This window comes from Mucisphaera sp. (assembly GCF_965279675.1).
GTDB lineage: Bacteria > Planctomycetota > Phycisphaerae > Phycisphaerales > Phycisphaeraceae > Mucisphaera.
The window spans coordinates 452,836-465,338 of record NZ_CBDIIJ010000002.1 but is presented as its reverse complement, the minus strand read 5'-3'; the positions used below and the strand labels follow the sequence as shown (position 1 = coordinate 465,338).

Here is a 12,503-nt window from a genome sequence, read left to right as displayed (position 1 = left end):
CTTCAGGCCTTTGGGTTGCGGATGACGAGGTTGCGGATCTCGGTCATGTCCTCGATGGCAAAGCGGATACCTTCGCGGCCGAGGCCGCTGTCTTTGACCCCGCCGTAAGGCATGTTGTCGACGCGCCAGGAAGGCACGTCGCCGATGATGACCCCGCCGACGTCCAACTGCTGCCAGGCTTTCTGGGCCTTGTAGATATCACGGGTGAAGATGCCCGCCTGCAGCCCGAACTTGCTGTCGTTGACGATACGAAGAGCTTCATCGAAATCCTTGTAGCGGCTGAGTACGGCGACGGGGCCGAACGCTTCTTCCGCACAGACCTCGGCCTGTCGGGGGGCATCTTCCAGCAAAGTTGCCTTGAGCATCGCGCCCTCACGTTCGCCGCCGCAGAGGAGCCTGGCCCCTTGCTGAACTGCGGTATCGATCCACCCCTTGAGCCGTTCGGCTTCCTTCTCTGAGATCATGGGGCCGATGAAGGTGTTCTCGTCCTTGGGATCACCAGCGACCAGATCTTTTGTCTTCTCGATGAGTTTGGCCTTCAGTGTTTCGTAGACAGTGTCATGGATCAGGATGCGCTGGACGCCGATGCAACTCTGACCGGACTGATAGAAGGCGCCGAAGACGATGCGTGTCACGGCGTCATCGAGGTCGGCATCTTCATCGACGATACAGGCCGCGTTTCCGCCGAGTTCCAGCACGACTTTCTTCTTGCCCGCTTTGGCTTTGAGGGCCCAGCCGACATCGGGCGAGCCTGTGAAGCTCAGGAGCTTGAGGCGTTCATCGGTTGTGAACAGGTCGGCTCCGTCGCGGTGGCAGGGGAGAATCGAGAAGGCGCCTTCGGGCAGATCGGTTTCGGCGAGAACCTCGCCAATGATCAGCGCCCCGATCGGTGTCCGGCTGGCGGGCTTGAGGACGAACGGGCACCCTGCGGCAATGGCGGGGGCGACTTTGTGAGCGGCGAGGTTGAGCGGGAAGTTGAAGGGTGAGATGAATGAGCAGGGGCCGATCGGTACTCTTCGCCACATGCCGGTGTAGCCACGAGCGCGGGCGGAGATCTGGAGTTCCTGGACCTCACCGTTGAGCCTGACGGATTCTTCTGCGGCGATGCGGAAGGTATCGATCAGACGGTAGACCTCGCCCTTTGAGTCCTTGATCGGTTTACCGGCTTCGATGCAGAGGGCTTGCGCCAATTCGTCACTACGCTGGGAGAAGCGATCGACGCAGTGATTGAGAATGGCCTGGCGCTCGTAAGGCGCAAGATTTGCCATCGGTTCAGAGGCGCTTACGGCCTCTGCGATCCCGCGGTCGATGGTCGCGGCATCGGCCAGTGCGACACGCGTTGCGACATCGCCGTTGTACTTGTCGGTGACCTCGAGGTCCGTGTTGGGGCTCTCTGGTTTGTTGGCCAGGTAGTAGGGATAGGTTGGCTTTAGCATCGGGCTGCTTCTCTCTGTTACCAGTCTTGCAGCGCAGCCTCGGCGTTAGATGGCTGCACTTCGTTCTTTAATTTCGTGATTGAGGATCCGATCGTTGTCGGCGTAATCGACCTGGGCGTCGATCAGATGAACGCCCGGTTCACTATGGCAACGCTCCATGAGAGGCTTGAGCTGGTCTGCGTTCTCGACGCGATAGCCCCTGGCTCCGTAGCTTTCGGCGTACTTCACGAAGTCGGGGTTGTCGTAGTCGAGTCCGTAACTGGCCAAGCCCATGTTGGACTGCTTCCACTTAATCATGCCGTAGGCGTTGTCTCGCAGGAGCAGGATGACGAGCTGCATCTTCAGGCGCACCGCGGTTTCCAATTCCTGAGAGTTCATCATGAAGCCGCCGTCGCCACAGATGGCCATAACCTTGCGGTCGGGATAGACGAGTCTGGCGGCCATGGCCGATGGCAGGCCGGCACCCATGGTGGCGAGCGCGTTGTCGAGCAGGACGGTGTTGGGCTGGTGGGCTTTGTAGTTGCGTGAGAACCAGATCTTGTAGATGCCGTTATCCAGCGCGATGATGCCATCCGAGGGCATCACGGCGCGGACATCCGCCACGAGCCTTTGGGGGTAGATCGGGAAGCGGCTGTCGGTGGTTCCTTCCTGGACGTGTTTCTCGCCGGCTTCTCTGACGGTCATGAATCGGTCGAAGTCCCAGTGATTCTGTGGTTCTACTTTCTCGGTCAGCTGCCAGATGCTGTTGGCGATGTCGCCGACCACCTCCACCTGCGGGAAGTAGACCGGGTCGACCGCTGCGGAACTGAAGTTGATATGGATGACCTTGACGCCATCTGCGTGCATAAAGAAGGGGGGCTTCTCGACGACATCGTGGCCGACATTGATGATCAGGTCGGCGGCGTCCAGAGCGCGGTGGACGAAGTCGCCTGCTGAGAGGGTGGCGTTGCCGAGGAAGAGCGGGCTGCGTTCATCGACCACACCTTTGCCCATCTGCGTGGTGACGAACGGGATCTGCAGTTTGTCCACCATTTTCCGGAGCATCCGACAGGTGAGCTTTCGGTTGGCACCGGCACCGATCAACAGTAGGGGCGACTTCGCCATCTCGATCAGGTCCAGTGCGGCGGCGATGGCTTTGTCTTCGGCGACTGGGCGGCGCACGAGGCTGGCTGGGATGGTGGGTTCATCGGTCTCTTCGGCGGCGATGTCCTCGGGTAACTCGATGTGAGCTGCACCCGGCTTCTCTTCCTGAGCTAGTCGGAAGGCCTCACGGACTCTGGAGGGGATGTTGGCGGCGCTGACAAGCTGGCGGGTGTACTTGGTCAACGGGCGCATCATGTCGACAATGTCGACGATCTGGAACTGGCCCTGCTTGCTGGTTTTTACCGGTTTCTGGCCCGTGATCATCACCATGGGCATGCCGCCGAGCTGGGCATAAGCCGCTGCGGTCACGAAGTTGGTGGCACCCGGTCCGAGTGTCGAGAGACAGACGCCGGCTCTGCCGGTCAGCCGACCGTAGGTGGTGGCCATGAAGCCGGCTGCCTGTTCGTGGCGTGTCAGGACGAGCTCGATTTTCGATCGCGAGAGTGAATCCAGAAAGTCCAGATTTTCCTCTCCCGGTATGCCGAAGATGTGCGTAACACCCTCCGCTTCGAGGGCTTTGATGAACAGGTCAGATGCTTTCATGACTTTCCTAATCTAGAAGTCTGGTGTGAAAGAATCATCACACGGCACCGTAGGCCAGCATGGCCTCGGCGACTTTCTCGAAGCCGGCAATATTCGCGCCTTTGACGTAGTTCACGGGCCCATCTTTCTTGTCGCCGTAGTCTACGCACTTCTTGTGTATATCCTTCATGATGGTTTGCAGGCGAGAGTCGATCTCCTCACGGCTCCAGGACAATCGCAGAGCGTTCTGGCTTTGCTCAAGACCTGAAACCGCGACGCCCCCTGCATTGGCGGCCTTCGCAGGGCCGAAGAGAACATCGGCTTCGAGGAAGGCGTGCACGCCGTCGTATTCGGTGGGCATGTTCGCGCCTTCGCTCACAGCCTGTACGCCATTCTTGATGAGTGTCCTGGCCTCATCCGGGCTGATCTCGTTCTGGGTGGCACAGGGCATGGCGATGTCCGCAGTGACCGACCAGGGGCGGGCGTCGGCGGTAAACGTCGCTTTCTTGTACTTGTCCGGGTATTCGCTGATGCGGCCTCGGCGGACTTCCTTGAGATCTTTGATGAAGGAGAGCTTGTCTTCATCGATACCATCCGGGTCGTGGATGAACCCGCCCGAATCGGAGAGCGTCAGCACCTTGGCACCGAGTTGCATGGCTTTCTCTGCGGCATAGATAGCGACGTTGCCAGATCCTGAGATCGCGACGGTTTTGTCTTTGAGCCCGTCGCCTGCCTGTTCGAGCATGTTCTGGCAGAAGTAGACGCAGCCATAACCGGTGGCTTCCGTGCGCACGAGGCTGCCACCGAAGGCGAGACCCTTGCCGGTCAGGATGCCGGTGAATCGGTTCTCGAGCCGTTTGTACTGGCCAAAGAGATAGCTGATCTCGCGCGAGCCGACGCCTATGTCCCCCGCGGGCACATCGGTGTCTTCGCCGATGTGTCGGTGAAGTTCGATCATCATCGACTGGCAGAATCGCATCACCTCGTTATCGCTTTTACCCTTGGGGTTGAAGTTGGAACCGCCCTTGGCTCCACCCATCGGTAGACCGGTCAGGCTGTTCTTGAAGGTCTGTTCGAAGCCAAGAAATTTGAGGACGCTGAGCGTCACACTGGGGTGAAACCGCAGCCCACCCTTGTAGGGGCCGATGGCGTTGTTGAACTGCACCCGCCAGGCTCGGTTGGCACGGATGTGTCCCTCGTCGTCTTCCCAGGTCACACGGAAGATGACGATCCGATCGGGTTCGGTCATGCGTTCGAGGATCTGCGCCTCGCGGTACTTCGCGTGGTCGAGAACGTAGGGCACCAGGCTCTCAGCAACCTCGCGGACGGCCTGGTGAAACTCCGTCTCGTGAGGGTTGCGCTTGATCAGGCCTTCCATGAAGGTCTTGAGATCCGGACAGTTGCTGGTGGGCATGGTTGCTCCTCGTCGGGAGGGAGTAATTAAAGGATGTCCACAACATACCCGCAGATGCGGGCATTCCCAGATACCCCGGATGCCCTAACCAGACCCCTCTTGCGACTCACTACGGGTCGTGATTGGTGGCTACGAATGGCCGGTCTCGTTTTTCTCGCCCGGCCAGCTTGTTGTGGCATACTGGATAGGCTTGGTCGTTCCTCGAGGAGAAGAAGCTTGGCACGTTGGCGTCTACTTATCACCTGCTTGGGGCTGGTAGCCAGCCTGTCCGTGTCGGCGGGGGCAGGGCCCTTGCTGCCGGACCTGACCGCGGTTTCTGACCGCTCGCTCGGGTACATGTACGACGGCGAGTTTGACCTCGAGGTGATCCCGGGGCGGGTGATCTATCGGTTCTCGGCCGCCATCCCGAATCTGGGCGATGGCCCGTTCGAAGTCAGCGAAGTGACGGATGGTGATCTCAACCAAACGGTCTATCAGCGGATTCATCAGGAAGATGGCTCGATTGAGTCACGCGTGCTGGGTGTCTTTCCGGATGCCGATCCCCCCTTCGGTCATCTCTTTCTCGTGGGCCTGGCCGAGTACAACCTTCGAGAAGCCATCCCTGGTGGCGACAACGGCGGGGTGGGCGATGTCGTGGCGACCAACCTCAAGACCAGCCACGCTCTGGTTGATTCGGCACCCTGGAATCTGTCGCTGCCCGGCGCGCCGACCAAGCGCCGCTACAACAGCGTCGATGCCCAGGTCCTTGGCGTTTCAGTGGGCTGGCTGGACCTGTATCACAAGTCGATCCCGACGCAGTGGATCGACGTAACCGGCCTGGCAACAGGCACCTACTGGCTCGAAGTGGTGGTCGACCCTTCGAACTACGTCGAAGAAACCGACGAGACCAACAACACGCACCGCGTGCTGGTCTATCTGGATATGAGCACCGTGCCGGAACCCGGTACGGCGGGGCTTCTCGGGCTGACGCTTCTCTCTGTTCTCACTCGCTGTAGAAGAACTCACTCTTGACGATCTTGCCGTCCTTGACGGTGTAGAGGCAGATTTCTTCCATCATCATTCTCTGGTTGGCCATGGGGCCGACCTTGGGCGTGACGTCGATCTTCATGAGCACGGCGAAGCGATCGTCGTGGGGGAACGGGCCGATCACTTCCCCGCCATGTACCTCGTGATTGGCTTCCCACCACTCGCCGGCTTTCTTGATGTTGTCCAGGCCTGTGGTCGTGCGGTCCTGACCCTCCTGCATGCACATGGCTTCGATCGATATGGCGTCGTCGGCGTAAAGCTTATCCAGAGCCTCCGCGTACTTGCCTTGCTGACACAGGCTGACGAGTTGCTGACCGATGGTTTTCGCTTCGCTGTCCATGACGACCTCCTAGACGGTTGGGGGTTGGGTGAGGGCATCAACGTACAGCAGGGCTGTCATCGGCAGGGCCGGGGGATGACACGCAAACAGAAAACTCACGCCTGCTGGCGGCGGCTTAGGAGAACGCCTCCCAGTCCGAGCAGGATCAGCGATGCGGGCTCGGGGATGCTGTTGCTGAAGCCGAAATTGCTGGCCAGCGTCGATAGATCGATCAGGTCGACGGTGCCATCGGCGTTGAAATCACCCTGGCCATAGGTGCCAGGTCCCCCGAAGTTGCTGGCCAGGGCCGAGAGATCGATCAGATCGACGGCTCCGTCCAGGTTGCTGTCGCCGAGGGCCGATCCGAAGAGGTCGACGATCCAGAAGGCCAAATCGGCGTTGGACAGGCTGCTGGAACCATCCAGGTCGAACTGGCTGTCGCTGGAACCGGCGAGTATGGCTGCTGCGAGCAGGTCAACATCCGCGATGTCGAGGATGCCGCTTTCATCAAAGTCGCCTAGCAGCCCCAGCGGGTCGAGCTGCAGCACGAGCTCATAGATCTGGCTGGTCTGATTGGACTGGCCGAACTCTCGTCCGCTGAACCGAACAATCACCTCGTTGTTCTGGTTGCGGTCGCTGATGATGGCGTTGTTGATGGCATCGATGCTGCCTTCGGAAGCCAGTTCATCGCCGGTGGCAAAGACCACCTCGCCGTTGACGACCAGAACGTCGAGGTTGGTGCCCATCGTGAACACATAATCCCCGTCGCTGTTGAGCATGACAGACTTGGCGTCACTACCGAGAGTGACACTGCTCGCGCCGTCACCGAATCGCGGGAGCACATCGCCCTCGCGGTGGATGATCTCGCCGTCGAGCACGATGAAGTCGCTATCGAGATTGCTGAAGCCGCCGAAGATGTAGCTGCCCTGATCGTTGATATCGACCTGATCGAAGCCGCCGACGAAAAGGCTGGCGGTTCCGATGAACTCGCCCGGCAGCCCACCGGCCGAGGCCGGGATGGGGTCAAACCCTCGGATGACGCTGCTGCTACCGGCCCAGGTCTGGGCGACGCCGTTGATGGTGAGCTCATCGACGAAGATGGGAGAAGTGGTGCCCTCTTCGACATCGACCATGCTCAGAACAAGAGAGCCGTCGGGTGAGGCGGTTCGGTTCGAGAGGTCGCTGACAAAACGATCGTTGTCTTCGGCGAGGGGCACCACGCTGCCGCTGACGCCTAGCGTGTCCCCGGTCTTGAAGAAGGTTTGCCAGCCCGTGCCATCCGGACCGACCGAGAAGATGCCCTGGCCGATGGTGGTTCCGCCGTCGTTGGTGTAGCTGCCGCTGAAGATGACGGTGCCATCGGGTGCCACCCCGGCCGGTGCTGCGCCCTCCCAGACGTATCCGGGCAGGCCGAGCGAGCTGTCCAGCGCATCACCTTCGAGGATCAGCAGCCGGTCATCCAGCCACATCGAGGTGTCGGTGAAGAGGGAACTGGCTTGGGGTGCTCCCGCCACTCTCGTGGTGTAGGCGATCTGACCGAGCTCATTGATGGCAGCCGACCCGATATCGAGGTGCACAAACGAACCACGGCCCCCGTTGTCCACGGTTGCTATGACGTTGTCTTCGGTTCTGAGGATTCCAGCTGGCGCACCACCAAAAGAGCCGTAATAAGACTCCACCTCAACGTTGCTGAAGAAGGTGAAACTGAAAATATCGGCCTTGATCCGGGTGAGATAGCCACCGTCGGGCGTACCCACAAGCGTGGAGATACGTTCGATGGAGGTGCCGCTGAGATAGGGATCACCCGTCTGGAGGAGGACCGTTGGCGTGACAGCCAGTGCTGGTGAAGCCATCGCAGCCATTAGAAGGCTGGTAAAAACGGTCCTCTGGGGGCTATAGGAGCTTTGCGGCATCAGTTTCTCCCGAGCAATTTGGGGGATAAAGCGACCTCAATAGGTGACAACAGGCATTTTCGCCGTATCTTATGGAAAGTTAAATCCATGTTCATACAGCGGCAACATATTCCCATGCAGAATCAGCCGATTCAGGCCAACCCCTGTTTTCGGGCCTTTACGCTCATAGAGCTTCTGGTTGTCATTTCGATCATTGCACTGCTCATAGGCATTCTGCTGCCTGCCCTAGGTCGTGCAAGGCAATCGGCTTATCAGATTTCATGTGCATCGAATTTGCGCCAGCTGTATCTGGGCTCTGCCACTTATGCGGCCGATTACGACGGTTTCTTCCCATGCGGTGGTCTTTGGAACGCCGCCAACGCGAGTCAGTGGCCTAATGCAAGAGGCTGGGCTGGCTTCTCGCCTTATCGTGTGGCTCCCGGTTTCGATGTGGCTAACAACCCTGCCGAGACCTATGCGGGTCAAGGGCCAGAGAACATGGGTTTGGGTGAGGCTTTGGGCTACGGCAATTACGCCCCGGGATCGGGCGATCTATGGGAATGTCCTGCCCAGCGTGACGACATGATCGAGAACGGAAATACGTATCAGTTTTTGAATTCACGTGGACCGAGTATTGCGACGTTCCCAGATGATGTTTTACGCCGTGATGTTGGTTACACCCCCTACGAAGATATAGCTTTCGAGAACCAGCAGGAAGCAGGACAGGCACTCCAGTGGATGCAGGACAATTTCGCGCTTCTGGCAGCGCAACCTGGCTCGGTGAGCCTCTCGGCCGCCGCGACCATACAGAACACCACACGCGATCCTGACGACCAGATCCGCCCACACAGCACCACGGGTCAGGCCGGTGATTCAGGGATTAACGCCGTACTGTTCGATGGAGCGGCTGGTTACAAAGAGAATTTCTCGCAGTTTCAAGAGTGATCGTCGTTCATGTAGATCTGGATGGTCCACTATCGGACACTGCCCCCCAACCACCCGTCCTCTCACCTCATCCTCCGCTTCCGATCGATAGCCCGGATGTCTCCGTGAGCGGTGTGCTCGCGGGCCGCATTGGCGATCGGAAGGTGCTGCGTGTCCAGCCTGTCTCCATCCACAGACCCCGCTCTCGCTTCGGGCCTGAAGGGGCATGATACGGTGATTGCCCCCGGGCAGGCGTTGCGGGGGCTGTCTCCGGCGACCCTCTGGCGGTTCCGTGAGCTCGCCTGGGTGCTCGCCAAGCGGGATTTCAGCGTTCGCTACCGGCAGACCGTGCTCGGCGTCGCCTGGGCCGTGATCCAGCCGCTGGTCAGCATGGTCGTGCTCCACCTGTTCTTCGGGAAGGCCATGGGCCTCGAAGACAAGGTTGGCGGTGCGGCCTACCCGGTCTTCCTGTTCGCCGGCCTCCTGCCGTGGACGCTGTTCACTTCCACGGTCACCTCCGCCACCAACAGCCTGATCGCCAACCGGCACATCCTCACCAAGGTCTACTTCCCGCGGATCCTGCTGCCGGTTTCCGCAGCGGCGGTCCCGCTGGTCGATCTGGCGATTGCCCTCGTGGTGCTCTTTGGCCTGATGGTCACGCTGGGTGTGGCCTTTTCCTGGAGCCTGGTTGCCCTCCCGCTGGCTTTGCTGGGGGCCGTGCTCTCGGCCGTCGGCGTTGGTCTGGGGTTGGCGGCGATGACAGTCTGGTTCAGAGATATCCGGCACCTGCTGCCATTCCTGCTCCAGACCTGGTTCTTCGTCACCCCGGTGATCTATCCCCCGACGATCATCCCCGAGGTCTACCGGGGCTACCTGAATCTGAACCCGATGACAGGCGTCATCGAAGCGTTCCGTGCAGCGATCCTCGGTGGCTCGCTTGACCCCATGACCCTGCTGATGCCGATTGCGATTGGCCTGCTGCTGGTCGTGATCGGGGCGGCCATGTTTGTCCGCACCGAACGCCGGTTCGCCGACGTGATCTGACGCTCCGCTCCAGAGAGACTTCAAACCGTGACCCGACCCGCCATCGAAGCCAGCCACCTCTCGAAGCGCTACCGCCTCGGCGCGATGCAGGCGTTCGATCAGACGCTACGTGACGCGCTGAGCGGCTCGGGGCAGAAGCAGAAGCGCGCCGACTTCTGGGCACTGAAGGACGTGAGCTTCGAGGTCCAGCCAGGTGAGTGTCTTGGCGTCATCGGCCGGAACGGCGCCGGCAAGTCGACGCTCCTGAAGCTGCTCGCGCAGATCACCGAGCCCACCTCCGGGCAGGCTCGGCTCGCTGGCCGTGTCGGTTCGCTCCTAGAAGTCGGTACCGGCTTCCACCCGGAGCTGACGGGTCGAGAGAACATCTACCTCAACGGCGCGATCCTCGGCATGAGCCGGAAGGAGATCGCGCGCCGGTTCGATGAGATTGTGGATTTTTCTGGCGTCGAGCGTTTCCTCGAAACCCCGGTCAAGCGCTACTCATCCGGGATGACCGTGCGGCTGGCTTTCGCCGTCGCAGCTCACCTGGAGCCGGAGATTCTGCTGGTCGACGAGGTGCTCGCCGTCGGCGACGCGGCGTTTCAGAAGCGCTGCCTGGGGAAGATGTCCGATGTCGCGGCTTCTGGTCGGACCATCCTCTTCATCAGCCACAACATGGCCGCCATCGAGAACCTCTGCGACCGCGCGATCGTGCTGCGGGAGGGTCAGACCGTGTTCGACGGCGCGCCCCATGAGGCGGTTGGCGAGTACCTCCGCTCGATGGAGCAGTCGGGCATCGGGACCATCGATGACGAGAATCGCGAGGGGTCGGGCGAGGTGCGCGTGACCCGGATCAGCCTGCGTGACCTCGACGGGCACACGATCGATACGGCCCGCTGCGGGCAGGACATCGAACTCGTCATCGAGTACCAGCGGCCCGACGATCGTCCGCTGCCCGGCCCGGTGGTGGTCGGCATCGGTGCGCGGACCGGTTCGGATATCCCGGTCTTTCTGCACCACAGCCGTCTCGATGATGCCTGTTTCACAGACCTGTCAGCGCATGGGAGCTTTGTGTGCCGTTTGCCGAGGCTCCCGCTGGCTGCTGGCAGCTATCAGCTGGCGGTCAGTGTGAGCGCCGAGGGTTCGGACCAGCCCTACATCGATTTCCTGCCCCGGGCCTACACGCTCACCGTGATCCCGGGTGCCTTCTACACGACCACCGAGTTGCCGCCAGCGAGTCATGGTTCGCTGCTGATCGATGCGAGTTGGTCGGTTGAACCTGCTTTCCAAGCCTCACGGAGTGCGGCCTGATGATCCAGTCCCTGATCGATCGATTCCGTCCTGTCTCACGCCCGGCGCAGCTGGACTGTGCAACGCCCGAAGAGGTAGAAGCCGCTGAGTTCGCGTTCTACAAGGCGTTCCTCAAGCCCTGTATGACGGCGTTTGACGTCGGAGCAAACCGGGGCGAAGTCACGAGACGATTCGCCAAACTGGTAGGAACCGGGGGCTACGTCCACGCCTTCGAGCCCTGTGCGGCCACCTACCAGCGACTCAGGCAACGCTTCGACGGCCCGCCCGTTCAGCTTCACCACATGGCCATCGGCGAGACCGTCGGTCAGGCCAAGCTGAACGTCTACGACGAAGAACACGACACCTGGAACACCCTCGCGAACCGTCCGCTCGAAGACTACGGCATCAACGTCCGCCCGCAGTCGATCGAGGAGGTGCCGGTGACGACACTGGATCGCTTCTGCGAGGAGCACGACATCCAGCGGATCGACCTGCTGAAGATCGATATCGAGGGAGCCGAGTTGCAGGCGCTGCGTGGGGCTCGCGGGCTTATGCAGGAAAAGCGCATTGGGGTGATCCTGTTCGAGTTCGGGCAGACCACCTTCGACATGGGCAACACCCCCGATGAGTTCATTTCGCTGCTCGATGATTGCGGCTATCAGCTCGGCAACCTCGTGAACAACGACCCGGTGTTCCCCGGCGGTGAGTCGGCCAAGACCGCCCAGTTCTCCATGATGGTCGCGGGGCCCCGGTGATGATCAAAGAAACACGATGGATGGTGCAGCGGCAGGCCCGCCGGATCGGCCGTGATATCAGCACGATTCCGGGCACGCTCAAGCAGTGGCAGGCCTTCTGGGGCCAGTATCAGGCTTACCGCAAGCTGGCTCCTGCTGGGCGCAAGCCCAATGCCTACACGCTCTATCCCTGCGTGGAGGACGCCACGTCGACCACGCCGGTCGAGCCCGTGTATTTCTACCAGGACACCTGGGCCTTCGGCCTGATCGCCAAAGACAAGCCCGCTGAGCATATCGACATCGGATCGAGTCACCGGTTCAATGGCTTTCTGAGTCAGATCGTGCCGGTGACGATGGTCGACATCCGTCCGCTGCCCGTCACGCTGCCCGGGCTGAATTTCCGCGAAGGCAGCATCCTGAATCTGCCGATGGCCGACGCCTCGGTGCACTCGCTGTCGTCGATCTGTGTCATCGAGCATATCGGTCTTGGACGCTACGGCGACGACCTCGACCCGGATGGATCGGAGAAGTCGATCGCAGAGATCAAGCGCGTCATCGCACCTGGCGGGAACGTCTACGTCTCCGTCCCGATCGAGAAACGCGAACGCACCTACTTCAATGCTCACAGAGCCTTTACCACCGAGGGTTTTCTGAAGCGATTCGAGCCTTTCACGCTTAAGGAAGTGCGCTACATCGTGGGTAATGATTTTGTTGAGCAGCAACCCGAGGCGAACTGCGTGGGCTGCTTCCACTTTTGTCGAGAAGATGTCTAGGAGTTGT

11 protein-coding genes are annotated in these 12,503 nt (G+C 60.5%); 6 read left to right on the top strand and 5 right to left on the bottom strand.

The window, feature by feature from the left end; genetic code table 11:
- Positions 1 to 2: 2 nt before the first annotated feature.
- The 3 genes from ACQZAB_RS02080 to gdhA are packed head-to-tail and all read right to left on the bottom strand — an operon-like array spanning position 3 to position 4,515.
- On the bottom strand, positions 3 to 1,436 hold the full coding sequence (locus tag ACQZAB_RS02080; protein ID WP_428386654.1) for an aldehyde dehydrogenase family protein: 1,434 nt from the start codon (positions 1,434 to 1,436) through the stop codon (positions 3 to 5).
- A 45-nt stretch (positions 1,437 to 1,481) separates the two neighbouring features.
- Entirely contained in the window at positions 1,482 to 3,122 is a 1,641-nt protein-coding gene (locus ACQZAB_RS02075) for an acetolactate synthase large subunit (protein ID WP_428386652.1), read from the bottom strand.
- A 37-nt stretch (positions 3,123 to 3,159) separates the two neighbouring features.
- On the bottom strand, positions 3,160 to 4,515 hold the full coding sequence (gene gdhA, locus ACQZAB_RS02070; RefSeq protein WP_428386651.1) for an NADP-specific glutamate dehydrogenase: 1,356 nt from the start codon (positions 4,513 to 4,515) through the stop codon (positions 3,160 to 3,162).
- 216 nt (positions 4,516 to 4,731) lie between these two features.
- On the opposite strand from gdhA, the gene ACQZAB_RS02065 reads away from it, so the two are divergent.
- Positions 4,732 to 5,526 carry a lysyl oxidase family protein gene (locus ACQZAB_RS02065; protein WP_428386649.1) on the top strand — a complete coding sequence of 265 codons (795 nt, stop codon included), beginning with the start codon at positions 4,732 to 4,734 and terminating at the stop codon, positions 5,524 to 5,526.
- Here the strand turns inward: ACQZAB_RS02065 and ACQZAB_RS02060 are convergent.
- Both ACQZAB_RS02060 and ACQZAB_RS02055 read right to left on the bottom strand, forming a co-directional pair.
- Positions 5,498 to 5,881: a SnoaL-like domain-containing protein gene (locus tag ACQZAB_RS02060; RefSeq protein ID WP_428386647.1), complete on the bottom strand. Its 384-nt coding sequence runs from the start codon at positions 5,879 to 5,881 to the stop codon at positions 5,498 to 5,500. The two genes, ACQZAB_RS02065 and ACQZAB_RS02060, sit on opposite strands and share 29 nt — an antisense overlap.
- 95 nt (positions 5,882 to 5,976) lie before the next feature.
- Entirely contained in the window at positions 5,977 to 7,713 is a 1,737-nt protein-coding gene (locus tag ACQZAB_RS02055) for a PEP-CTERM sorting domain-containing protein (RefSeq protein ID WP_428386645.1), read from the bottom strand.
- Positions 7,714 to 7,887: 174 nt separating this feature from the next.
- On the opposite strand from ACQZAB_RS02055, the gene ACQZAB_RS02050 reads away from it, so the two are divergent.
- From ACQZAB_RS02050 to ACQZAB_RS02030, 5 genes are all read left to right on the top strand, one after another.
- Positions 7,888 to 8,697 (top strand): type II secretion system protein, encoded by an 810-nt coding sequence (locus ACQZAB_RS02050; RefSeq protein WP_428386643.1) that lies wholly within the window; start codon positions 7,888 to 7,890, stop codon positions 8,695 to 8,697.
- Between the two features lie 150 nt (positions 8,698 to 8,847).
- Positions 8,848 to 9,720 (top strand): ABC transporter permease, encoded by an 873-nt coding sequence (locus ACQZAB_RS02045; RefSeq protein WP_428386641.1) that lies wholly within the window; start codon positions 8,848 to 8,850, stop codon positions 9,718 to 9,720.
- A 27-nt stretch (positions 9,721 to 9,747) separates the two neighbouring features.
- Positions 9,748 to 11,010, top strand: a complete 1,263-nt coding sequence (locus ACQZAB_RS02040) for an ABC transporter ATP-binding protein (RefSeq protein ID WP_428386640.1) — start codon at positions 9,748 to 9,750, stop codon at positions 11,008 to 11,010.
- Positions 11,010 to 11,744 carry an FkbM family methyltransferase gene (locus ACQZAB_RS02035; RefSeq protein ID WP_428386638.1) on the top strand — a complete coding sequence of 245 codons (735 nt, stop codon included), beginning with the start codon at positions 11,010 to 11,012 and terminating at the stop codon, positions 11,742 to 11,744. The genes ACQZAB_RS02040 and ACQZAB_RS02035 overlap by 1 nt, the downstream gene beginning before the upstream one ends.
- Positions 11,744 to 12,496, top strand: a complete 753-nt coding sequence (locus tag ACQZAB_RS02030) for a DUF268 domain-containing protein (protein ID WP_428386636.1) — start codon at positions 11,744 to 11,746, stop codon at positions 12,494 to 12,496. The genes ACQZAB_RS02035 and ACQZAB_RS02030 overlap by 1 nt, the downstream gene beginning before the upstream one ends.
- The last annotated feature ends 7 nt before the right edge of the window (positions 12,497 to 12,503 follow it).

Bases quoted from the DNA above. Each gene is read 5' to 3' on its own strand.
- ACQZAB_RS02080 (WP_428386654.1), bottom strand. From the start codon at position 1,436: ATGCTAAAGCCAACCTATCCCTACTACCTGGCCAACAAACCAGAGAGC.
- ACQZAB_RS02055 (WP_428386645.1), bottom strand. From the start codon at position 7,713: ATGGCTTCACCAGCACTGGCTGTCACGCCAACGGTCCTCCTCCAGACG.
- ACQZAB_RS02035 (WP_428386638.1), top strand. From the start codon at position 11,010: ATGATCCAGTCCCTGATCGATCGATTCCGTCCTGTCTCACGCCCGGCG.
- ACQZAB_RS02050 (WP_428386643.1), top strand. From the start codon at position 7,888: ATGCAGAATCAGCCGATTCAGGCCAACCCCTGTTTTCGGGCCTTTACG.
- ACQZAB_RS02030 (WP_428386636.1), top strand. From the start codon at position 11,744: ATGATCAAAGAAACACGATGGATGGTGCAGCGGCAGGCCCGCCGGATC.
- ACQZAB_RS02060 (WP_428386647.1), bottom strand. From the start codon at position 5,881: ATGGACAGCGAAGCGAAAACCATCGGTCAGCAACTCGTCAGCCTGTGT.
- gdhA (WP_428386651.1), bottom strand. From the start codon at position 4,515: ATGCCCACCAGCAACTGTCCGGATCTCAAGACCTTCATGGAAGGCCTG.
- ACQZAB_RS02075 (WP_428386652.1), bottom strand. From the start codon at position 3,122: ATGAAAGCATCTGACCTGTTCATCAAAGCCCTCGAAGCGGAGGGTGTT.